At 46.2% G+C, this 22734-nt stretch carries 17 protein-coding genes, 1 rRNA gene and 1 riboswitch; of the genes, 8 read left to right on the plus strand and 10 right to left on the minus strand.

What is annotated here, in order from left to right:
• Positions 1–16 precede the first annotated feature (16 nt).
• Positions 17–1559 (minus strand): 16S ribosomal RNA (locus ACRRSX_RS20265).
• A gap of 630 nt (positions 1560–2189) precedes the next feature.
• Here ACRRSX_RS20265 and ACRRSX_RS20270 point away from each other — a divergent pair.
• Entirely contained in the window at positions 2190–2651 is a 462-nt protein-coding gene (locus ACRRSX_RS20270) for an RNA recognition motif domain-containing protein (RefSeq protein ID WP_432455794.1), read from the plus strand.
• Here the strand turns inward: ACRRSX_RS20270 and murI are convergent.
• From murI to ACRRSX_RS20285, 3 genes are all read right to left on the minus strand, one after another.
• Complete coding sequence (murI, locus tag ACRRSX_RS20275; RefSeq protein ID WP_432455793.1) at positions 2648–3433, minus strand: glutamate racemase; 786 nt, start codon at positions 3431–3433, stop codon at positions 2648–2650. The two genes, ACRRSX_RS20270 and murI, sit on opposite strands and share 4 nt — an antisense overlap.
• 99 nt (positions 3434–3532) lie before the next feature.
• Positions 3533–5362 (minus strand): TonB-dependent receptor domain-containing protein, encoded by a 1830-nt coding sequence (locus ACRRSX_RS20280; protein ID WP_432455792.1) that lies wholly within the window; start codon positions 5360–5362, stop codon positions 3533–3535.
• A 38-nt stretch (positions 5363–5400) separates the two neighbouring features.
• Positions 5401–5629, minus strand: a riboswitch (cobalamin riboswitch).
• Between the two features lie 55 nt (positions 5630–5684).
• Positions 5685–6872 carry a DUF5610 domain-containing protein gene (locus ACRRSX_RS20285; protein WP_432455791.1) on the minus strand — a complete coding sequence of 396 codons (1188 nt, stop codon included), beginning with the start codon at positions 6870–6872 and terminating at the stop codon, positions 5685–5687.
• A gap of 145 nt (positions 6873–7017) precedes the next feature.
• Between ACRRSX_RS20285 and trmA the strand changes: the two genes are divergently transcribed.
• Together trmA and ACRRSX_RS20295 are read left to right on the plus strand one after the other, a co-directional pair.
• The gene (gene trmA / locus ACRRSX_RS20290; protein ID WP_432455790.1) at positions 7018–8121 is read left to right on the plus strand and encodes a tRNA (uridine(54)-C5)-methyltransferase TrmA; all 1104 of its coding nucleotides are present in this window, start codon (positions 7018–7020) and stop codon (positions 8119–8121) included.
• A gap of 65 nt (positions 8122–8186) precedes the next feature.
• Positions 8187–8648 (plus strand): YHS domain-containing (seleno)protein, encoded by a 462-nt coding sequence (locus tag ACRRSX_RS20295; RefSeq protein ID WP_432455789.1) that lies wholly within the window; start codon positions 8187–8189, stop codon positions 8646–8648.
• A gap of 10 nt (positions 8649–8658) precedes the next feature.
• On the opposite strand, the gene ACRRSX_RS20300 is transcribed toward ACRRSX_RS20295, so the two are convergent.
• Positions 8659–8997 carry a DUF1422 family protein gene (locus ACRRSX_RS20300; RefSeq protein WP_432455788.1) on the minus strand — a complete coding sequence of 113 codons (339 nt, stop codon included), beginning with the start codon at positions 8995–8997 and terminating at the stop codon, positions 8659–8661.
• A gap of 9 nt (positions 8998–9006) precedes the next feature.
• A complete protein-coding gene (gene fabR, locus ACRRSX_RS20305; RefSeq protein WP_432455787.1) occupies positions 9007–9627 on the minus strand; it encodes an HTH-type transcriptional repressor FabR in 621 nt (206 codons plus the stop codon).
• Between the two features lie 273 nt (positions 9628–9900).
• On the opposite strand from fabR, the gene ACRRSX_RS20310 reads away from it, so the two are divergent.
• A complete protein-coding gene (locus ACRRSX_RS20310) occupies positions 9901–11532 on the plus strand; it encodes an alpha-amylase family glycosyl hydrolase (RefSeq protein ID WP_432455786.1) in 1632 nt (543 codons plus the stop codon).
• Positions 11533–11666: 134 nt separating this feature from the next.
• On the opposite strand, the gene metL is transcribed toward ACRRSX_RS20310, so the two are convergent.
• Positions 11667–14081 (minus strand): bifunctional aspartate kinase/homoserine dehydrogenase II, encoded by a 2415-nt coding sequence (gene metL, locus ACRRSX_RS20315; RefSeq protein WP_432455785.1) that lies wholly within the window; start codon positions 14079–14081, stop codon positions 11667–11669.
• 20 nt (positions 14082–14101) lie between these two features.
• The gene (gene metB, locus ACRRSX_RS20320) at positions 14102–15268 is read right to left on the minus strand and encodes a cystathionine gamma-synthase (protein WP_432455784.1); all 1167 of its coding nucleotides are present in this window, start codon (positions 15266–15268) and stop codon (positions 14102–14104) included.
• Positions 15269–15421: 153 nt separating this feature from the next.
• Between metB and metJ the strand changes: the two genes are divergently transcribed.
• Positions 15422–15721: a met regulon transcriptional regulator MetJ gene (gene metJ, locus ACRRSX_RS20325; protein ID WP_432455783.1), complete on the plus strand. Its 300-nt coding sequence runs from the start codon at positions 15422–15424 to the stop codon at positions 15719–15721.
• A gap of 104 nt (positions 15722–15825) precedes the next feature.
• Here metJ and ACRRSX_RS20330 read toward each other — a convergent pair whose 3' ends face one another.
• Positions 15826–16503, minus strand: a complete 678-nt coding sequence (locus ACRRSX_RS20330) for a PEP-CTERM sorting domain-containing protein (RefSeq protein WP_432455782.1) — start codon at positions 16501–16503, stop codon at positions 15826–15828.
• A 942-nt stretch (positions 16504–17445) separates the two neighbouring features.
• Positions 17446–17658, minus strand: coding sequence for a 50S ribosomal protein L31 (gene rpmE, locus ACRRSX_RS20335; RefSeq protein ID WP_432455781.1), 213 nt, complete (start codon positions 17656–17658; stop codon positions 17446–17448).
• A 204-nt stretch (positions 17659–17862) separates the two neighbouring features.
• Between rpmE and priA the strand changes: the two genes are divergently transcribed.
• The 3 genes from priA (at position 17863) to ACRRSX_RS20350 (ending at position 22597) form a co-directional block, all read left to right on the plus strand.
• Entirely contained in the window at positions 17863–20100 is a 2238-nt protein-coding gene (gene priA / locus ACRRSX_RS20340; protein ID WP_432455780.1) for a primosomal protein N', read from the plus strand.
• 173 nt (positions 20101–20273) lie between these two features.
• Positions 20274–22028 (plus strand): arginine--tRNA ligase, encoded by a 1755-nt coding sequence (gene argS, locus ACRRSX_RS20345; protein ID WP_432455779.1) that lies wholly within the window; start codon positions 20274–20276, stop codon positions 22026–22028.
• 2 nt (positions 22029–22030) lie between these two features.
• Complete coding sequence (locus ACRRSX_RS20350) at positions 22031–22597, plus strand: SPOR domain-containing protein (RefSeq protein WP_432455778.1); 567 nt, start codon at positions 22031–22033, stop codon at positions 22595–22597.
• Positions 22598–22734 lie beyond the last annotated feature (137 nt).

Raw genomic sequence — 22734 nt, forward strand, 5'->3', positions numbered from 1 at the left:
ACATAAACGTTCATAATAAGGAGGTGATCCAGCCCCAGGTTCCCCTAGGGCTACCTTGTTACGACTTCACCCCAGTCATGAACCACAAAGTGGTGAGCGTCCTCCCGAAGGTTAAACTACCCACTTCTTTTGCAGCCCACTCCCATGGTGTGACGGGCGGTGTGTACAAGGCCCGGGAACGTATTCACCGTGGCATTCTGATCCACGATTACTAGCGATTCCGACTTCACGGAGTCGAGTTGCAGACTCCGATCCGGACTACGACATGCTTTCTGGGGTCCGCTTGCTCTCGCGAGGTCGCATCCCTCTGTACATGCCATTGTAGCACGTGTGTAGCCCTGCCCGTAAGGGCCATGATGACTTGACGTCGTCCCCACCTTCCTCCGGTTTATCACCGGCAGTCTCCCTAGAGTTCCCACCATCACGTGCTGGCAAATAAGGATAAGGGTTGCGCTCGTTGCGGGACTTAACCCAACATCTCACGACACGAGCTGACGACAGCCATGCAGCACCTGTATCTAAGCTCCCGAAGGCACCAATCCATCTCTGGAAAGTTCTTAGTATGTCAAGGGCAGGTAAGGTTCTTCGCGTTGCATCGAATTAAACCACATGCTCCACCGCTTGTGCGGGCCCCCGTCAATTCATTTGAGTTTTAACCTTGCGGCCGTACTCCCCAGGCGGTCTACTTAATGCGTTAGCTGCGTTACCCACGGGTTAAACCCACAGACAACTAGTAGACATCGTTTACGGCGTGGACTACCAGGGTATCTAATCCTGTTTGCTCCCCACGCTTTCGTACATGAGCGTCAGTTTTTGTCCAGGTGGCCGCCTTCGCCACTGGTATTCCTTCAGATCTCTACGCATTTCACCGCTACACCTGAAATTCTACCACCCTCTACAAAACTCTAGCTTCCCAGTTCCAAATGCCATTCCCAGGTTGAGCCCGGGGATTTCACATCTGGCTTAAAAAGCCGCCTGCGTACGCTTTACGCCCAGTAATTCCGATTAACGCTCGGACCCTCCGTATTACCGCGGCTGCTGGCACGGAGTTAGCCGGTCCTTCTTCTGTCGCTAACGTCAAACAATATACGTATTAAGCATATTGCCTTCCTCACAACTGAAAGTGCTTTACAACCCGAAGGCCTTCTTCACACACGCGGCATGGCTGCATCAGGCTTTCGCCCATTGTGCAATATTCCCCACTGCTGCCTCCCGTAGGAGTCTGGGCCGTGTCTCAGTCCCAGTGTGGCTGATCATCCTCTCAAACCAGCTAGGGATCGTCGCCTTGGTGAGCCATTACCCCACCAACTAGCTAATCCCACTTGGGCTAATCTCTACGCGAAAGGCTCCGAAGAGTCCCCTCCTTTGGTCCGAAGACATTATGCGGTATTAGCAGTCGTTTCCAACTGTTGTCCCCCACGTAAAGGCATATTCCCAAGCATTACTCACCCGTCCGCCGCTCGTCATCTTCTAGCAAGCTAGAAATGTTACCGCTCGACTTGCATGTGTTAAGCCTGCCGCCAGCGTTCAATCTGAGCCATGATCAAACTCTTCAATCAAAGTTTTTTCGCTCAAAGTAAATACTGAAATTATTACTGTTAAAACAGTGTGTCACTCCAGTCCACTTAAGCTAATTTTTTTCGCTTAGTGCTCTGTGAGTGCTCACACAGATTGCTTGATAAATTGTTAAAGAGCGTTGCTTCTTGCGAAGCGAGGTGCGCATTCTACGCCATCCTCGGTGACTGTCAACCGCTTTTTTCAATCTTTTCCGAAGAACTTTTCTAAGGAAAGTTTGAAGCGTTTAACCGTCGCTAATAAAGCCTCAGGCCTTACCAACCCTGACTGCTTGCTGCTGCGCTATTGCGTGCTGCCCGCCGTGTCAGTGGAGTCGCATTATAGGGATCCGCGCTTACGGTGCAAGCCTTTTTTGAAGAAAATTGCAGTTATTTTGAGATATTTTGATTGCCCCCAACAAAGCCACAGAATATCCACAAACTTATCCACAAAACTGCACCTTTTGGGTAAAACAAGGCTATGAATTAAAAGTAATTGTGTCATTTAGCATGTTTCTGCTAGAGAAATTGTACATTTTCTAGCTTATCCGATAAAAGCTGGCTAACATGATGTCGCAATTTTGTTAAATTAAGTTGCTTTCCATTATTTCGAATACATTGAGCATTGAATTTATTATGAAAAATCCTAGTCTATCCATCGTGTTTCTAATTGCAGTCGCAATTGCAGCCTATTTCGTCGCTGGCGCGGTAGCACCTCTCCAACCTTTATATTTGTCAGTCGCAGTGATTGTTGGAGGAGCCATTGTATTATTAAGCTCCGCTGGCCCATCAAACAGTGAACCACAAACTGATTCAACTGAAGACAACTTAGGCGAAGCCATTGATACCCAAACGCTATACGTCGGCAATCTGCCTTATCGTGCTAACGAATCAGCTATCCGCAAGTTATTTTCCGAGTATGGTCAAGTAGTCTCAGTTCGATTATTGAAAGATAAACAAACTGGCAAACGTCGTGGCTTTGGTTTTGTGGAAATGGCTAGCGAAGATGCAGGCAAAGCGGTTGCAGCCTTAAACGAATACGAGTTTCAACAACGTACCTTAAAAGTTCGCGAAGCCAACGAACGTAAAGAAGCTTAGTCTATTAACTGTAAAGAATTGATCCCATAAGCAGTTAATTGGTCAACTAGGCCTGTATTAGCGGAAGTTAAAGTGCAGTAAGCACTAACTTCCGCTTTTTTATGGTCGAATACAATGCGATTGCAATCACCAGCTAAGTGTTGCACTCGTTTGGCGATGGCTGGACCAGAATCAATTAATTGAACCTTTTCACCTAATACTTGGCTTAGCTCGTCTCTTAGTAGAGGGAAGTGAGTGCAACCGAGTACCACTGTATCTAAATCTTCCATGGCTAACCATGAAGCAACAATGTCATGCACTGCTCTGCTGTCGATGAACTCTCCCGCTAACTTACGCTCTGCCAATACCACCATTTCAGTACTGCCTATCAGTTCAACTATACAATTCGCTGCAAAGTCCTGAATTAGCTGTGCCGTATATTGACGCTCTACCGTTCCCGGCGTTGCCAATATGCCAAAGTGTCCCGTTTGACTCATACTTGCCGCTAATTTTATCGCTGGCACCACCCCAACGATTGGAATGGCATGCTGCGAACGCAATTTGGGTAGCGCTAAGGTACTGGCCGAATTACAGGCGATCACCACCATATCTATCTGTAGTTTCGCCACTGCGACCGCAACTAGCTCACAAACCCGTTCAATTAACTCCGGCTCGCTCAGTTCACCGTAAGGAAAATAACGGTTATCAAACAAATAACTATATTGCAGATGTGGATTAAGTAATTGAACAGACTCAAGGACCGAGAGACCGCCGACTCCGGAATCGAAAACAAGCACATGCATCGCGTAAATAAACCCAATTCGTAAATCACCAGCGCTAGTGTAATCACGCTAACGCTGGCTGGCAATGCGAAGTGTTTAGCAAAGCACTAGTCGTTTACTTTAGAACTGATAGCTTGCTGCTAACTCAAAGCTGCGACCTTGGGCTTGATAATTGCGCACTGTGGCATATTGCTTATTAAATACGTTGGCTAACTTGGCATCGAGCTTAAAGCCATTCGCAAAGCGATAATTCGCACCAATATCCCAAGTACTATAACTATCCAACACAACCGTATTTGCGTCGTCATTATAAGACTCGCCTCGCCATAGATAATCCACCACCACTTGCAAAGCATGCCACTGCGCATCTAGCTTGTACTTGACTTGCTCCTGTGGACGACGCACCAAGTATTTATCGCTTTGACGATCTTTCGCGTCAAGATGCTCGAGAATAACCCGATGATTCAGCCAGGCGGTCGAAAAATCGCCCTGTACTTCAATGCCTTGGATCCGAGCATCAGAGACATTTCCTGGTTTCCATAAACCACCTTCCCCCGGCGCCCAAGCAATCAAATCGTCAACATCATTACGGAAGATATTAAACTGCCACTGACTTTGAATTAAATCTAAAGCAAAACCAAATTCCGAATTACTGGAAGTTTCGGCTTTAAGATTGGGGGTTTCACTGCCCGGGTAGTATAGATCGTTAAAGGTTGGCGCTCTAAAGGCAGTGCCATGCAAGGCATTAAAACGTAGATTGTCCTGTAACTGCCAAGCCCAAGCCAGGTTATAGGTGGTGTGTTCACCATAGTGCTGATTGTTATCCTGGCGTAAACTGGCTTCCAGTAAATGGCGGATGTAATCGGCACGAACCCCGAGGTAGGCGGCTTTATTATTACGAGTACTTTTTAAATATGTAGTTTTGGAACCTGAGATATCATCTTTTTGATAATCTAAACCACCTTGTAACAACCAGTTGTTGTTCAATTGACGCGCTAACAACCAATTCGCACTATGCCGCTCCGTCACATAACGATAAACCACCGCATATTGATCGGCGGGGCCGTCATTGGAACGGTTTTCGGTATAATTCAGTGCTAGATGGCTAAACCAAGCGTCATCACTGTAATCAAGATTCACAGCATATACTTTCTGCCTTTGTTTGGTTTGCCATTTTTCATCGTAGGGATTATAAGATGAATCGTACTGCGTGGAGATATACTCATTTTCGCCATCATTCATCAATATCATGGCCCCGCCCGACCAAGCTTCACTGAACTGATGCTCGATGCTCAGTAAGCCACCGAAGGATTCATATCCATAAACCTCGTCCAGTTCGCTGCTTGGTCTAAAATTATAACCTTCACTACGCTCACCATTGAGGATCGCATTCAACTGAGTCGACTCACCAATCGGGGTATTAACTCGCCCAGCTAAACGTCGACTCTCATGATTGCCAAGCGCAGCTTTTATCCCAAAATACTGACTACCAAACTCCGGCCGCGTGATAATGTTGATGACCCCACCCACAGCATCTGCGCCATATACTGACGCACGAGCCCCTCGTATAATCTCAATGCGCTCAACGAATTCTAATGGCAGTAATGACATTTGAGCGCCACCACTAGTGGCAGTATTAATACGTACGCCATCGATGAGGTACAAAGATTGTGCAGAGCTTGAGCCGCGAATAAACACACTCTCGTTTTGTCCTTTACCGCCATTACGGTTGACACTAATACCAACCTGTTGGTTGAGAATACCAACAATATCTTGCGCACCACTACTTTCTATTTCACCGCGACTGATCACCGTGAGTGGCGCGATTACGCTAGTAGCACTTTGCTGTATACGGTTGGCGGTCACCACCATGGTCGTTTGTTCTGGAGGGGTTTCTTGGGCATAGCCGAAAGCTGGCGCTACTGCGGCCAGTAATATGAACTTCTTCATCGATATAATCCTAATTCTCGCGTCGTAGTTTGCTGCTAAATAGCATGTGCGATGTGGCAGGTATTCGGACTTAGAGGCGGGGGGACTTTATTTACTACGGCTACGACTTCCCGTTTGCGGGGCAAACAGTGTCTGGAGATCCTTGGAAAAGGCCAATCCTTGAGCTTTCGTTCCTCTTTACCGCTGCGCGTCAGTTCTGGACTTTAACCAGATTCCCTATTAAGCCTGAACTTCGCTAGCTCAGGCACCACAGCGGGCGAGAGTATAAGCCAGCACTTGGCGAATGAACAGCCTATTTCATTTACTTTATGCAAACATGAAATTAACTAATAGTGCCGGATGTCGCTTCATCCGCCGCGCGTTTTTGATTATATTCAGCAAGCACATCGGCCATACGCTCAGCGAAACCTTTAAACCGTTCAACATCGGCTTGTTTCGCTTCTCCTTCCGAAGGGCTAGAAACAGGTAAAACCCCATTAAGTAGGGTTTCGGTCGCGGATTCTGGTTGAGTAAACAAAGCGCTCATTTTGGCTTGAATGTCCTGCCAAGCACCTAAAAACTCACTTAAGTCGGGGACTAGCTCTGAACCAGCAGTGCTATTCTCGGCGCTTTTCTCCGCTGTTTGTTGGTAGGCCTGAGTCACCGCCACCGTTTGTTGTTGCTGGTAGTTCACCGCAAAACCAACTAACTGTTGCTCATCAAACCCAATGTTTAAGGCCTGATCAAACGCCTGATCCAGATTCCCCGAGAAAAACTGCTGCCCCACTTTATCCACTTGTTTCACTAAATCGGCGATTGCAGCCAACTCATCATCATTCAGGTCGCCTTCAACGGAAAAACTAAACTGCTGCTGTGAAGAAAACGATGCCTGAAAAGATGACTGTTCTTCTCGGTAACTGGCTGCCAACTGACTCCCATAACTAATGGTAACTTTGTCACCCTCTGCCGTTTCCAACTCCATGCTTGCCGATTGACGATTTCCCATGGCGAGTTGACTAAATATTGGAGAATTTTGTATCTCGTAGTCACCCGCTTCGATTTTTTCTAAACCGTCTTGGATCAAGTCATAACTCTTATCAATGCCTTTTTCTAACTCTTCATTAAGGATCCCTGAGTCACTAAGGTCTTCACGGGCTCCGGCAAACCCCATATCCACACCCTTACGCGCTTGAGCCATCATTTCTTGTAACTGGTCTTCTGGCATCCCAGCCTGCTTGGCACCATATAAGGTCGTTGCAACAAAATTAAGCACATTCTTCGCCACTTCTTCGGCATCAAATATACTGGGTTGTTGTGGTTTGGCTAAACTAACCCCACCACCAGCAATCGATAAGGTATGCTTTTCAATCGAACTCAACAATACATGGCTGGCCACCAGGTCCTGCTGATTAAAACTAGCCTTATCATTAGCTAATTGATTGCCCTTTGCGATAGTCGGCGTGGACTGCTGCAATAAGCGCTCAGCATATTGCTGGATTGGCGAATTGCCTATGCCTTTAAGTTCGTTCATAACGCCCCCTGGATTTACCCTAGTCACAACTTATCGGCGACTGTATTTAAAACTTTAGAAATAATCTCACTATTATTGTAGATAAACTGGACAAGCAAGCAATGCGCCTTTAAATTGCGCTCCTTGCTAAATTTGAGGAGCGGTCATGAGCGCAATTGCATACTATCCAGAAAAATACCAACAACTGTTGGCCGAAAAGGTCGCTAAACGCCGCGAACAATTTGCTGAATTTAATCCTCCTGAACCTAGCATTTTCAGCTCAGCCAGCAAACATTATCGGATGCGTGCCGAATTTAGAATGTGGCACGAAGGTGATGACCTCTACTACATCATGTTTGATCCAGCAACCAAGCAAAAATTCAGAGTCGACAGCTTTCCGCCAGCAAGCGCGTTAATTAACCGCCTAATGCCGCTATTAATCGAACAGCTCAAATCTGAGCAAGTTTTGCGTCATAAACTATTCCAAGTCGACTTTCTTTCCACCCTTAGTGGCGAGATAATCGTGAGCTTGCTTTACCATAAACCGATTGATGAAGCATGGCGGACCGCCGCCGAGCAGCTAAAAGCAGAACTATCGAAGCTATTTTCACTACAACTGATCGGTCGCTCACGTAAGCAAAAAATATGTTTGGAACAAGATAGGGTTAACGAAGTACTTGAAGTTGCCGGTGAGCAGCTCATTTACCAGCAAATTGAAAATAGCTTTACCCAGCCAAATGCCGTCGTCAACCAACATATGTTGGAATGGGCGCAACAGGCAACTGCCAACAGCCAGGGCGATCTGCTCGAACTCTACTGTGGTAACGGCAATTTTTCACTGGCACTTGCGAAAAACTTCCAACGCGTTTTAGCCACCGAGATAGCCAAGCCCTCAGTTGAAGCCGCACAATACAATATCAAAGCCAATCACATTAATAATGTGAAAATTCTTCGTCTATCCGCCGAAGAATTCACTCAGGCCATGTTAGGTGAACGTGAGTTTCGCCGCCTAAAAGAAGCCCAAGTAGACTTAAGTGATTATCAGTGCGACACCATATTAGTTGATCCACCTCGTGCCGGTTTAGATGACGCCACCTTAAGGATGGTGCAGGACTACGACAACATCGTCTACGTATCTTGTAATCCCAATACTCTATATAACAACCTGCAAGTCTTAAGTCGTACCCATCAGATTAGCCATTGGGCTCTATTTGACCAATTTCCTTACACCGATCATATAGAGGTGGGGCTCTATCTGCAGCGTCGTTAGGCATATTAATGAAAGCGCTTCTTAAGCAGCCCGGTCTATCAGATATAGAGCTGATAGGGGGGCTTATGTTTCATTCAATTATTACTGGAATTATTTTTGTAATTAGCTTGAATTGCTATGCTGGCGAGCCAGTAAGTAAAAGTTTTTGGAGTGATAAGGCTATCGGTGGTGTCGATGTGCTGAGCCAACACCGCGCCCACCAGCTTGGCGCGCGCCGTATTTTACAGGGTAAACAAGATTATTTAGTCCGTTGGAATAATGCCGATTGGTATTTTGCAAGTCAGCAAAGTGCCAATAAATTTGCCGAAGATCCAGAACGATATCGTCCTCGCTACAATGGCTTTTGCGCTAACGCCCTATCAACGGGCGAAGGTTTAGTCGCCACTAATGGGCAAGTCTGGGAATTTTTTGACGACGAACTGCACTTATTTTATGCAGAGAAAGGCCGCCAACGTTGGCTAAAGGGACACTGGCAGACCTATCAAGCCACCGCAGACAAAGCTTGGCAGCAACAATTGAACCATTAGTTGGTGTAGATTAGCGCTTAAAACCGCCCAATCTAAACATCAACCAAAGACCGATCGCAAGACATAAAATCAATACTAACAAGTTACTCCCGATTTCCGGGAATTGAGTTCGTAACATTGCAGAGTAAGCCAACGCCCCCAATAAAAATGCAGCCACACTCGTTAGAGGAGAGTCTTCACTCAGATCTTGATGTAGATAAATCTGGTACAGTTGCGTCACCGCCAATATAAACGCAATAATAGGAAATATCGAAAATGCTTGCTCGGCAACAGTAAACAGAGCAAGACTAGCATTACCACTCACACCAGCAATAAACGACAACAATAATAAAGTTTTACTGACTTGCATATGCACCTCTTAACTCAGTGTTTGAGAACGATTATACAAAGCGGCACCTTTTGCCACAATCCGAAGTTGTTTGATGGTTTTCTCGGCCAATTGTTGGCGATCAAACTCAGCTAAATCTAAAGCTGAAGCCCCAGCATTAAACACAATAATCACCATCGCTTCGGCTTGCATCTGCGCGTCTTCTCTTGGACAGCGATATTGATGTTCTAAATAGTCAGTCAGCTCTGCAATAAAATGCGCTATTTCTCGCGCTACGGCAGCCCGAAATGCTGGCGACGTTCCCGAACGCTCACGTAACAACAAGCGGAATACATTGGGGTTATTGTAGACAAATTCCATGAAAGTCGCGACCGAGGTTCCAATAACACTACCTCCGGTGGCAATAATGCGTTGCCGGGCTTGGCGCATTAACTGGCGTAAGGTTAAGCCCCCCTCATCAACCAGGGTTAAACCCAACTCTTCCATATCAGAGAAATGACGATAGAAAGAAGTCGGTGCAATCCCCGCTTCTCGAGCGACTTCGCGCAGACTTAAACTGGAAAAACTGCGCTGCGCACTTAATTGGCTAAACGCGGCTTCGATAATCGCTCTGCGTGTTTTTTCTTTTTGCTGTGCCCTAACGCCACTCATAGCTTCCCCTCTACTTATATGCTGCATCATACCTAGCACTGAAAAAAACCCAAGTTGAAACTGATTAAAAACATCACATTTCGTCTCCACAGACAAGCGTAACTTGTTTACCTGACATGAAAACCCTTTCAAAAAATTCTTTATTTATCAATAACAAAAAAGATGCGAGCCAGCTCAATTTTCTATTATCTTGAAAACGTTACCGAGTATCTAGTCATGCAAAGCTGTGATTAACTTGCCCTATCCCCTTATGGTATTTATCAAGGAAGTAAAATGAGTTGGTTAAAAAGCATTTTATCGATCTCTATCATCGTCGGCTTAAGTGCTTGTGGTGGTGGCAGTGATGCTGGAAATGGAAATAGCACCACACCAACCAATGACGCCATCAACATCACCAGCTCGGCCGAGAGTGCTCAACAACGCCTGCCCTGTGAAAACGCCACTGGTGAATTTTGTGATTTGCGCATTTATCAAGTCATGACCGAATCCTTTGTTGATGGAGATAGCTCGTTTGATTATGGTGCTGGTTATGGCACCAGCCATCACAACGGCGACTTGCAGGGAATTATTGATTCTCTTGACTACATTAAAGCCTTAGGCATGAATGCCATCTGGCTCACCCCGATCTTTGAGTCTATTGCGACCAACGGCCAAGATGAATGGACAGACAAACTAGATGCTACAGGTTACTTTGCCAGTAACTACTTTAAGATTGATCCTAATTTCGGGACCAAAGCGCTGGCTGAAGAGTTAGTCACGAAAGCTCATGAAAAAGGCTTATACGTATTCTTTGATGGGGTTTTTGGCCACCATAAAGGCAACCTTGTCACTTCTCCAAAAGGGCTCAGCCCTGCTGGTGGCTCAAACCCTGTGGATTATACCAACAGCGATACCCTCGCTTTTTACCAGGAAGTGGCGGAGTACTGGACCAGCGAATTATGTTTAGACGGATGGCGTTTAGACCAAGCCTATCAAGTCCCGCTCAGTGCCTGGCAACAAATTCATCAAACCGTCAAAGATGCCAGTGCCAACAATGCCAAGGCCAGCAAGTGCCAGATCAACGGAAATCAATGGGGCACCCTAGGCTATATGGTTGCCGAGGTATGGAATGGGAATAGTGAAATCGTAGCTAGCGCTTATGGCAGTAATTCGTCTCCAGCCCTGCCCTCGGCCTTCGATTTTAACCGTCGTTATGCGCTCGTACAGACCTTAGCGGTAGAAGAAAGTGGCTCAGGGGATCACGATGCCAGCACCTTAACCGCCAGCTGGAACGATCATCATTCTTATCCTGATCACGCCCAAGCTAATTTAATGCTCGGCAACCATGATTTAGTTCGCTTCGGCGATCTGATTCAGCGTGGTGGCTTAAGCCATTATTGGGAGAGACATAAAGCGGCTTTCTCTTATATGGCCGCCTATAGCGGACCGATTACCTTGTACTACGGTGATGAGATTGGTGATGAAGTTGCCAACTTTGCCGCGAAAGTAGACAACAGCGTATGCGCAGCACAAGGTTTATGTGACGACCATGTTGCTCGCTCCAGCGCTCATATAAAAGGGGTCACCGATGGTTTCACCCCAAGTCGTGAACAGCAAGCGCTGATGGACTATGTTAGTCAATTGATGGAAGTTCGGCAAAATAATCCAGCACTATATCAAGGTAGCGTACAGAACCTCTACGCCGACAAAGATCTATTAGCCGTATTAAAAACGACTAAAGAACAGCAAATTGTGTATTTATTAAACGTTTCATCAGATAAAAAAAAGGTCCGTCTGGCCGCTGATTTACTGGATGATACCCGTACCCTTATCGACTTAATCACAGGCGCAGAGATCGTCATTGATATAGACCATTTCGAAATAGCAGTAAGTGGATTGAGTGGGCGCTTGCTGCTAGTTAAATAGCACTTTACCTTCTCACGTTTGTACACCCTTATATACCCTGTTTGGCCTCCTGTTTAGGAGGCCTTTTTTATGTGAGATTTCAATTCTCAAATCTAAGCGAAACAGCTCGAGCAAAGCCACAACGCTAAATTCACTTAAGCCAAATACTGACAAAGACTCACTAAATCGGCTTGCAGCGCTCCTGCGGTCACGGCTCTGCCTGCTCCGGGACCTTGAATGACGAGAGGATTTTGCTGGTACCACTGACTTTCAACCGCAAAAACATTGTCACAGGGTTTGAGATTGGCAAATGGATGCCGTGCATCTATCGCCTGTAAACCGACCTCAGCCTTGCCCTGATGGTCGACTCTGGCGAGATAGCGGATCACCTTGCCTTGACGCTGGGCATCCTGCACCGCCTGCAACATCGGCTCATCTAAATCACTCAGCTGTTCAATAAACTGCTCAAGTTCTAATTCTGCTAAGGCTTCTGGCACCAGAGAAGCTAATTGAATATCCGCTAACTCAAGCTTGAGACCAGCCTCTCGGGCTAAGATCAGTAATTTTCGCTGCACATCCTTACCCGAAAGATCATCTCGAGGATCGGGCTCGGTCAACCCTTGATTGAGCGCATCCACCAGCAACTCAGAAAATGGACTAGAACCATCATATTGTTGAAATAACCAACTTAAAGTACCGGAAAATATTCCAGAAATAGCAAGGATCTGATCCCCCGCTTGCCGCAACTGCTGAATACTCGACTGAATTGGCAGTCCCGCACCAACCGTGGCATTGGCTAACCATTTGCAGCCATGGTCACGAAAACTCTGACTGAGCTGCTCAAAATTCGCTGAAGCACTGGCTCCGGCAAGTTTATTGGCGGTAATCAAATGCAGACCAAGCTTGGCAAACTCATGATAATACGCGCTTAAGGATTCACTGGCGGTAATATCCAACACCACTAGTTCATTAAAAGGATGCCGCTTCAGTTGCGCCAATACTTCCGGCCATAACAAGGGCTTAGCTAAACTATCATCGAAGGCTTGCGCAAGGCTCAAGCCAGCAAAATCGAGTAGTCCTGATTGGCTAGTAAACACTCCAGCGAGACAAAGCTCGAGTTTATATTGTTGCTCCAACAAACTTTGTTGCTCGTTAAACAAGCTCAGCCACTGAGCCCCAATGTTGCCTTTGCCAAACACCACCACACCAACCTTACGGCGCTGTTTAAATAAGTTACTATGAAGCTCGATTAATACCGGTTCCAAGGTAATTTTACGTACTACCGCACACAGGCTCATTTTATCGGAGCTGGAATGAATAAACTCTAAAGGTTGCTCGGCTAGTTGCTGAAAGAACAAGTAACATTGTTGAGGATTATCACAAACCCCAGCGCCGACTAAGGCCACTAAACAATAACCTTCGGTACGTTCGACTTGTTGCACCTGATACTGCACCGCCAACTGGTCAATCTTGGTCAATGCCTCCGCAACGAGCTCGCGCGTGTAGGCCATCCGTAGCGAGCCAGTTTCAGTATGTTTATGACGCGTGGTCGGGGCCAGCTGCACACTTGCCAACGCACTTAACAGCGCGCTGGCATTTTGCTGGAAATGTTCAGTAAATGTCAGCTCTAACAACACCACGTCATCCACCGAGGTGACTATTTTTGCGGCGGTTTTTTTGGCTTCTTTCCGATGGATTTGAGTTTGTCCATCATTGGGAGCATAACTACAACGTAAGCTTAAGCGTTGCCGAGAGCGAGCCAGCGGCTCTAGCGTTCGAGCATGAAGTACCGAGGTACCAATCCTTGATAATTCAGCTGCTTCATTTAAAGCTAAATGATCTAACAAATGAGCATCTTTCACTAAGCGCGGATCGGCACTGTAAATTCCCGCAACATCACTCCAAATCGTGGTCGAGACAGCATCGGCTAAAGCCGCCAATTCGGTTGCAGAGTAATCACTGCCATTACGCCCAAGCGTCACCGTGCGTTGTTCGCTATCACTGCAAATAAAACCTGTCACCACAATTCGGCAAGCGGGTTTATCCGCTAAACACGCCGCCAACAAAGGGGTGCTGCGCGCAACATCTACCTGCGGTTGGGCCGCTAATTCGGCTTTGAAAAACTGTCGTGAATCCATCCACTCCGCAGCACAGTCTTGTTCGCTTAAAAGGGCGGCCAATAATCTTGCTGACCAACGCTCACCATAAGAGAGCAGTTCGTTAATGATAAAGGCATTAATATCCGCCTCTAGCAAATGAGCAATTCGTCGATGCTCTGCGACAAGCTCTCGCTCGATCACTTGCGCCCTCGATTCACTCAATAAATCCTTAACTAGCTGCGCCTGAAACTGAATCAAAGCGGCTAAAGCTTCCGCAGCGGCATTATCGGCTTGTTTCGCCAAATCAATGATATTCAACAAACGATTGGTGGTTTTACCCGCAGCCGATACCACAATGAGATCTTGCGCTTGCGAATGCTGCGCAACAATACCCGCCACTCGTTTGAAACAGCTAGCGTCAGCGAGGCTACTGCCACCAAATTTATGGACATGTCTATTAACTACCGACATGAAGTTCTCCTGTACAACTTTTAGCCAAACGAAAGATTGGCAAATGCCTGCTGTAAATCATTCACTAAATCTTCCGCTTCTTCTAAACCAACCGATACCCGTAACAATTGCGCCGATATTCCCGCTTCGGCCAATGCCTCTGGCGACATTGCCGCGTGGGTCATAGTTGCTGGATGAGCGATTAAACTCTCTACCCCGCCCAAAGACTCAGCCAAAGAAAACAACTGTAAGCCTTTCAGAAATTTCACCATTTGAGTTTCATCTAGCGCAACTTCAAAGCTTAACATAGCTCCAAAGCCAGATTGTTGTTGTTGGGCTAACGCATGACCGGGGTGCTCTGCTAAGCCGGGATAATAAATCGCAGACACCAAAGGCTGCTGCTGCAGGCATTGAACAATAGTTTGAGCATTGTGTTGGTGAACATTCATCCGAGCTTTCAGAGTTCTTAAGCCCCGCAGAGTTAAATAGGAATCAAAGGCTGAGCCTGTTAAACCTAGACAATTCGCCCACCAGCTCAAGCTTTCTGCCAATAACTCAGTTTTTGCCACAACCATACCCGCCACCACATCAGAGTGACCATTAATATACTTAGTCGCCGAATGCACCACAATATCGGCCCCCAGTAAAATTGGATTCTGTAATACAGGCGACAAAAACGTATTATCCACAACTACCAAAGCCCCCACAGCATGCGCTTGTTGAGCTATTTTTTGAATATCCACAATCCGCAATAACGGGTTGCTGGGAGTTTCTAACCAAATTAACTTTGGTTGCTTGGCGAGGGCGGTTTGCAAGCTCTCGCTATCATTTTGATCGATAAACTCGACTTCAAAGGCCTGCTTCTTCGCCAAACTGTCAAACAGGCGATAACTTCCGCCATAACAATCGTGCGGTGCGATCAGCAAATCGCCAGGCGCTAACAAAGCGGTCACTAAATGAACGGCCGACATGCCGGTATTGGTGATCACCGCCCCTGCACCATGCTCTAGGTTGGCAATCGCATCGGCTAATATTTGACGGGTTGGATTACCAGAGCGACTGTAGTCAAACTGCCGCTTTTGCTTAAAATCGGCGAAACTATAATTACTCGACAAATAAATTGGCGGAACCACCGCTCCGTGTTGGCTATCACTCTCAATACCACTGCGAACCGCAATGGTGGCGGCGTGAAGATCTTTTAATGACATGTGTTCACTGACTCCCTCTAATTATGCTGCCACTTTACCACTCCCCGTAAAGACGTCAACACTTCTAGACGTCTAAATGTCTTTGCTCTTGGATTGCTAAGTGGCTTTTCCCCCGTTACAATAGGGTTTCTTTGGTTTGGTGTGTATTCAAGTATGTCGACAGATTGGAATGGTGAGTGGATCAGCCCTTATGCTGAACACGGAAAAAAAAGCGAACAAGTAAAAAAAATAACGGTATCAATACCTTTAAAAGTATTGAAAATACTGACCGATGAGCGTACTCGTAGACAAATTAACAATCTACGACACGCCACCAACAGCGAGTTGCTCTGCGAAGCATTTTTACACGCTTACACTGGGCAACCCCTGCCCGATGATGCCGATCTACAAAAAGATAGACCCGACCCGGCCTTAGAAAAAGCCACCGAAGCTGAATTGGATAAAGAAGATTAAGATTTTGCAAAGCCGCTCATTGAGCGGCTTTTTTGTTAAATACTAGACAAACACTTTTGAATAAGCTCACTTATCTTGCAGGAACAACCGCCCACGGCAGAGAGTTAAGCACTTGCTTGTACTTTATATGACTTTTTATTTCGTCTAAACATACATAAGCCAGCAATACCAAATGCCGCAAGAAATATCGTGGATGGCTCGGGAACAGATGAAACACTAATGTTATCGAAACTTTGACCGAGTCTGTTATTAAACAAGCCAACTTGTCCTTGGCTGTACAAACTGCTGGTTAAGGTAGTGACCAAAGTACCATTCACAAATGCTGAGTAGGTATCTCCGAACACATCGATTTTTAAATGAATATCACTTTTAGATGGGAATAATGCACCAGAATGCTTTAAAGCTGGTGAATTGCCACCATTTACGAATTCGTGCCAGTAAACCCCGGTACCTCCACCACCAAGACCTCCTGTGATTAAGGCTATTCCGTTAAAAAGCCCCCCATTGTATGAACTACGAAGAACTACACCGCCATCCCATACATCATTAATATCCAATTCAACAGAAAAATCCCTTAAATCTGTCGGTAACAAGCTAAATGCTTGATTCCCTGATGTAGACTGGTATGCACCACCTTTATCATTCCAGCTACCCTGTTCATTTCCCCATAAAGGAGATGCGGCAGAATCAAAATCATCTGTAAATATGACTGCCGCAATGCTTGACCCAGCAATCGACCAGATTAAAATAACCTTAACTACAAATTGAAAATATATTTTCATTGCAAAAATTCCTTTTAATTGTTTAATTCTAAATTACGACTGTTGACACTGCTATATAACGTCCCAACACAATCCTTCAAAAATTCAATATGGTTTTCTCCCTCTAAATAAAGAAACTATATCTACAGATTCATTCCGCTTAAACATTCTCAAAAAAAACATAACCTATTGAATTTAAAGTGCATGTCAATAAAAACATTATAATAAGAAAGGTTATGTGAATTTAAAAACATAGAGGCGACTACTTTTACTCAATCACCTTAGATAGAAAGGGCGTTGTTGCAGGGCAAACAGCTTCGCAATAACCCCTGAGCTACAAGGTCGTCTAGACAATGCAATTCAGTAATCCATTCGACATAACTACCAAGTTGCTTATTATTCACTTGCAACTACGGTTCTTAGCGAAAATGGAATTATGTTTTAATAATAAGAATGATACTACTCTACACTGCCCCTGATTTTTCTCTCAGGATGCACGAGCACAGAAACAAGCTCTGAAATCTCTTCAACTATTCTCGATTACGGAATATATGGACAGTCAAGAATTACAAAGGAACGCCCTGAAAAAATATTCCAAATAACGCAGTGCTGTCAGGGAAGAGAGGTAAAGTGACCCTACAAGCAACTGATATTCCCGCACAGATCGGTACAACTTTTTACTACTGTTTCGAAATAAAAGTCTAAGAAAGAGAAATTGAACTGACAAAACTATACCTGCCCAAAAATGGTGGATGGCAACGACAAGCATTATAGATCTAGCTATATGGCAAAACCCTAAAACTCAAAAAAGGTAAAGCGACTTTCTGAAAAACGATTTGAGCGAAAATAAATACAAATCTGCTATGAGCAAAATTGCTTTATATCTCATTCGCATCATGACCAGACACAAAAAAAGCGCCTTTCGGCGCTTTTTCTTTACTGTAAAGCTTAAATAAGGCTGGCTTATTTTTTGCCCAATACAGCGAATTTTTTGTTGAAACGATCAACACGACCACCAGTATCAACGTTACGTTGCTTACCAGTGTAGAATGGGTGACATTTGTCACATACGTCTAGGAACATAGTACCAGTACGAGTCGATTTAGTTTCGATTACGTTACCGCAAGAACAAGTCGCAGTAAGTAGTTCGTAAGTTGGATGGATATCAGTTTTCATGGATTACCTCAATACTTGGGCCGCGTCGCCATTTGATCACCACTATTGGCACCAAACACCACACGAAAGCAACTCTATCAGAGCCTATAAATTTTAGGTGGCGGATCATATAGGATGGCTCCGCGCTTAGCAAGTATTCAAGGTCTATTCGCGGATAAAAAACACCAGCGACTTCATTTGCCCCATGCATAGTCAAGCTTTAGAATGAGGCAGGGTTTTTCATGGGTTCATAAATTTGTGTTAATTGTTCGTGTTGCTTTAGCAATTCCATTGCGTCGACTATTTGATTATCGAGTATCCGATGACTCGGCAATACCAGTGATCGGTGCCCGGGTCAAAGTCCCCTTTGGTAAAGGTGAAAAAGTTGGCTTGGTGGTGGAGCATCCCGATGATAGTGACATCGATAGCGACAAATTAAAAACCATTAGCCAAATTGTCGATCAACAGGCCTTACTTCCCGCGAGTCTATTTAAACTATTAAATTGGGCCAGCAGCTACTATCACCATAGTTTGGGTGACGTACTGAGCCAGGCCTTGCCCAGCCTGTTACGTAAAGGCGAACCCGCACAGGCCAAAGCGATTGTCGCCTGGCGCCTTAGTGAACAAGGCAAGCAAGCTAAGCTCGCAGAATTTAAGCGTGCTCCCAAGCAAGGTGTAGTCATTGGCGCGCTGCAACAACAAGCCGATTTTCAATTAAACGATGAACAAGCCAAACAACGAGACTTCTCGCGTTCTGCGCTCACCGCCTTACAGCAAAAAGGCTTGCTAGAAAAAGTCACAGCACGCGCAACCGTGCCAGATTGGACTCAACAACAGACCAACAAAAGCCAAGCCTTGCAGCTCAATCCTGAGCAAGCAATTGCGGTAGCGGCCATCAACCAAAGCCTATCGAGCTTTCAGGCCTTTCTCATTGAAGGTATTACCGGATCCGGTAAAACCGAAATCTATCTCAATGTAATTGCCGAAGTTCTGGCGAAGGGCCAGCAGGCTTTAGTTCTGGTTCCCGAAATTGGCCTCACGCCACAAACCTTGGCTCGTTTTGCCGAACGCTTCGAAGTTCCAGTTTATGCGATCCACTCGGGCCTGAATGATAGTGAAAGGCTTAGTGCTTGGCTCAAGGCGAAGCAAGGCGAAGCTGGCATCATCATTGGCACCCGATCGGCGGTGTTCACTCCGATGGCCAAGCCTGGCGTAATCATCATCGATGAAGAGCACGATAGCTCCTTTAAGCAACAAGACAGCTTTCGTTACCACGCCCGCGATTTAGCCATTGTACGCGCTCGATTAGAACAAATTCCTATCATCTTAGGCTCGGCCACACCTTCGTTAGAGAGCCTGCACAATGCCCTGAGCGGCCGTTATGTTCATCTACAACTCAAACAACGAGCAGGTAATGCAGTATTAGCCAAGCAACAATTGCTGGATATTCGCCATCAACCGCTCAACTCGGGGCTTTCTCCCGCCTTAGTGAAAGCAATGCGCATGGAGCTAAAGGCTGGTCGTCAGGTGATGCTGTTTTTAAATCGCCGAGGTTACGCGCCAGCCCTGCTCTGTCATGAGTGCGGGCACGTCTGTGAGTGTGAACGCTGCGAGTCATATTTTACCTACCATCAGCAGCCCCGTCACTTGGCCTGTCATCACTGTGGCAGCCAACAACCGGTGCCACATCAATGCCAACAGTGTGGTTCCACCAATCTGGTCACCACTGGCCTTGGTACCGAACAACTGCAAGAGGCCTTACTGGAGATCTTCCCAGAATATAAAGTGGCACGGATCGACCGAGACAGTACACGACGCAAAGGCAGCTTGGAGCAATTGTTGGAACAGATCCATAACAATCACTATCAAATTTTGCTGGGAACCCAAATGCTGGCCAAGGGACATCACTTCCCTAATGTAACCTTAGTTGCCCTACTCGATATCGACCATGCCTTGTTCTGTTCCGACTTTCGGGCCCCAGAACGCCTGGCCCAACTATATGTGCAGGTAGCTGGCCGAGCAGGGCGCGCCAACTTAGAAGGGAAAGTGATGTTGCAATCTCATCACCCTGAGCATGAACTGCTGCAAGACTTGATTAATAATGGTTACCAACACTTTGCGCGCTTTGCCCTTAATGAACGCAAAGACACCGAACTTCCCCCTTTTAGCTTTCAAGCGCTATTTCGCTTAGAAGCAGTGGATGGTCAGGCGGTGCATGACTTAAGCCAGCAGCTCTATCAACTAGCCCAGCCACTACAGCAGGCGAATAGCTGGGTTTTTCCTCCCTGCCCAGCGCCACAAGCACGTCGCGCAGGAAAATTTCGGATGCAACTATTAATTCAAGCGGAACAGCGCACCAGCCTACATCAGCTTATCCATCGGCTGTTACCACAATTGGAGAACTTAAAACTCAGCCGTAAAGTTCGTTGGTCCTTAGATATAGACCCTTATGATATGCAGTAATCACACGCCTCTTTACGCAAAGCAGCAACATCAACAACCAAGCGCGTAGCGATTTGCTCCAATCAAATCAAATCACACCGAATTAGCCTAGATAAGAGATAGTTTTCAGCGGCAATTGTCGGTAAAATGCCCGCCTTGTACATTTTATTTACGCGAGATTGGTGTCAACCTACATGAAAGAGCTTATTCAACAACTTCTGGAACAAACGGTCATTGCCCTGAAACAACAACAGGTGCTCCCTGAAGGATTCGAACCTCGGATCCAAGTTGACCGAACCAAGGATAAAGCTCACGGCAACTTAGCGACCAACCTTGCCTTAATGGCCGCCAAACCCGCTGGGAAAAATCCTCGTGAACTAGCTCAGTTGATTGTCGATAATTTACCAAGTTCGACACTCATCGATAAAACCAGCATTGCCGGCCCAGGTTTCATTAATTTCTATCTTAATAATGATTGGCTGGTCTCTCAAATTGAAGCCATGTCGAGCTCTCCTTCGGCGAATGTAAAATTGGCAGAACAAGCACAAACCGTTGTGGTTGACTACTCTGCGCCAAACGTTGCGAAAGAAATGCACGTGGGCCACCTGCGTTCTACCATCATTGGTGATGCGGTGGTTCGCACCCTAGAGTTTTTAGGCCACAAGGTGGTTAGAGCCAATCACATCGGCGACTGGGGAACTCAATTTGGCATGTTAATCGCCAACTTGGAAGAAGTTGAAAAACGCGGTACTGACGCAGGCGATATTGAATTAGCCGATTTAGAAGTGTTCTATCGTGAATCTAAAGCGCGTTACGACAGCGATGAAGCTTTTGCCAAGCGCGCGCGCAACTACGTGGTGAAACTGCAAAGTGGCGATGAATACTGTAATACCATGTGGCGCAAACTGGTCGACATCACTTTGAATCATAACCAATCTGTTTACGACCGTTTAAATGTATCGCTAACTAAAAACGACGTGATGGGCGAAAGCATGTATAACCCCATGCTGCATGATGTGGTTCGCGACTTAAAGCAACAAGGTTTAGCAGTTGAAGACAACGGGGCAACCGTGGTTTACCTCAACGAATACAAAAATAAAGATGGCGACCCAATGGGCGTGATCATTCAGAAAAAAGATGGTGGTTTTTTGTACACCACCACCGATATAGCCTGTGCTAAATACCGTTACCAAGACTTAAATGCCGACCGAGTTTTATATTTTATCGACTCCCGTCAGCATCAACATCTAATGCAAGCCTGGAACATTGTGCGCAAAGCTGGTTATGTGCCAGAGTCGGTGCCACTAGAACATCACGCCTTTGGCATGATGCTAGGCAAAGATGGCCGCCCCTTCAAAACCCGCAGTGGCGGTACCGTGAAGCTGGTCGATTTACTAGAAGAAGCGGAACAGCGAGCACAAGTTATTGTGGCTGAAAAGTCTCGAGATCTGGATGCGGAGCAACAACTAGAGGCCGCCAAAGCAATCGCGATGGGCGCGGTGAAATACGCCGATTTATCGAAGAACCGTACCACCGACTACATCTTCGATTGGGAAAACATGTTGGCCTTCAACGGCAATACCGCACCGTACTTGCAATATGCTTATACTCGGATCCAATCTATTCTTCGTCGCTCAGCAATCGACCTCGACAGCCTTGAGCAAAACATTATATTGGCTGAAGAAGCCGAAATCGCTCTCGCACAAAAATTAATTCAGTTTAGCGATGCGGTCAACAATGTAGCCGATAAAGGTATGCCACACATGATGTGTAATTACCTCTACGAGCTCGCGGGTGCATTTATGACTTTCTATGAAGCTTGCCCAATCCTTAAGGACGATGTTGAGAGCGAGGTGAAACATAGTCGTCTGCGCTTAGCAGCTTTAACAGCGAAAGTGTTAGATCAAGGTCTTTCATTATTAGGGATCGAGACTTTGGATCGGATGTAAACATGGCAAAGGACTATGTAGGGCGCAGCAAGCCTAAGAAAAAACCCGCGGCTAGATCTAGCCGCGCGGTCAGTCATCAAAAACGCTTCCCCTTCGCCTTAGCTCTCGCGGTGATCGCAGCGATCGTGGGTTTCTCGGTATTGCTATTTAATATTAAAGGTAGCGCGCCCACGCCAGCTCCCGAGCTCAGCGAGTTGGTAAACCCACAACCCATCGCAAAGCCAAAGGCCAAAGCAAGTCTGCCAGAGCCACCAAAAGAGCGGAGCTATGTTAAAGAGCTAGAACACAAGCAAGTAGAAGTTGAGCCGGCCGCCAAACCAAGCCAGCCGGCCATCCCTTACCAAATGCAGTGTGCTTCTTTCCGTAGCCGAGACCGCGCCGAAGAGAGTAAAGCCTTAATTGCCTTTGCAGGCCTGGAAAGTCAAATTAAGCGCACCGAAGGGGAAAATGGCGCCTGGTATCGCGTGGTGTTGGGCCCCTATCCCACCAAGCGAGATGCTGAACGAGATCGGCATATATTACAACGCGCCAAAATCAATGGTTGCCAAATTTGGCATTGGAGCTTTTAAGTAGGGAGCTTTTAAGTAGGGAGCTTTTAAGACATCCAAACTATATACAAGCCAACAGAGATGTTGGCTTTGATTGATACTAAAGCATATATGAATAAAGACGCCCTTATCCACCAACAGCCATAACCTTTAACCAT

This window comes from Agarivorans sp. QJM3NY_30 (genome assembly GCF_050870855.2).
GTDB lineage: Bacteria > Pseudomonadota > Gammaproteobacteria > Enterobacterales > Celerinatantimonadaceae > Agarivorans.

Excerpts from the sequence above, each read along its gene's own strand:
- metJ (WP_432455783.1), top strand. The coding sequence starts at position 15,422 with ATGTCGACAGATTGGAATGGTGAGTGGATCAGCCCTTATGCTGAACAC.
- metL (WP_432455785.1), bottom strand. The coding sequence starts at position 14,081 with ATGTCGGTAGTTAATAGACATGTCCATAAATTTGGTGGCAGTAGCCTC.
- ACRRSX_RS20300 (WP_432455788.1), bottom strand. The coding sequence starts at position 8,997 with ATGCAAGTCAGTAAAACTTTATTATTGTTGTCGTTTATTGCTGGTGTG.
- ACRRSX_RS20285 (WP_432455791.1), bottom strand. The coding sequence starts at position 6,872 with ATGAACGAACTTAAAGGCATAGGCAATTCGCCAATCCAGCAATATGCT.
- priA (WP_432455780.1), top strand. The coding sequence starts at position 17,863 with ATGAGGCAGGGTTTTTCATGGGTTCATAAATTTGTGTTAATTGTTCGT.
- fabR (WP_432455787.1), bottom strand. The coding sequence starts at position 9,627 with ATGAGTGGCGTTAGGGCACAGCAAAAAGAAAAAACACGCAGAGCGATT.
- ACRRSX_RS20350 (WP_432455778.1), top strand. The coding sequence starts at position 22,031 with ATGGCAAAGGACTATGTAGGGCGCAGCAAGCCTAAGAAAAAACCCGCG.
- trmA (WP_432455790.1), top strand. The coding sequence starts at position 7,018 with ATGAGCGCAATTGCATACTATCCAGAAAAATACCAACAACTGTTGGCC.
- ACRRSX_RS20295 (WP_432455789.1), top strand. The coding sequence starts at position 8,187 with ATGTTTCATTCAATTATTACTGGAATTATTTTTGTAATTAGCTTGAAT.
- argS (WP_432455779.1), top strand. The coding sequence starts at position 20,274 with ATGAAAGAGCTTATTCAACAACTTCTGGAACAAACGGTCATTGCCCTG.
- ACRRSX_RS20310 (WP_432455786.1), top strand. The coding sequence starts at position 9,901 with ATGAGTTGGTTAAAAAGCATTTTATCGATCTCTATCATCGTCGGCTTA.
- metB (WP_432455784.1), bottom strand. The coding sequence starts at position 15,268 with ATGTCATTAAAAGATCTTCACGCCGCCACCATTGCGGTTCGCAGTGGT.
- murI (WP_432455793.1), bottom strand. The coding sequence starts at position 3,433 with ATGCATGTGCTTGTTTTCGATTCCGGAGTCGGCGGTCTCTCGGTCCTT.
- ACRRSX_RS20270 (WP_432455794.1), top strand. The coding sequence starts at position 2,190 with ATGAAAAATCCTAGTCTATCCATCGTGTTTCTAATTGCAGTCGCAATT.
- rpmE (WP_432455781.1), bottom strand. The coding sequence starts at position 17,658 with ATGAAAACTGATATCCATCCAACTTACGAACTACTTACTGCGACTTGT.
- ACRRSX_RS20330 (WP_432455782.1), bottom strand. The coding sequence starts at position 16,503 with ATGAAAATATATTTTCAATTTGTAGTTAAGGTTATTTTAATCTGGTCG.
- ACRRSX_RS20280 (WP_432455792.1), bottom strand. The coding sequence starts at position 5,362 with ATGAAGAAGTTCATATTACTGGCCGCAGTAGCGCCAGCTTTCGGCTAT.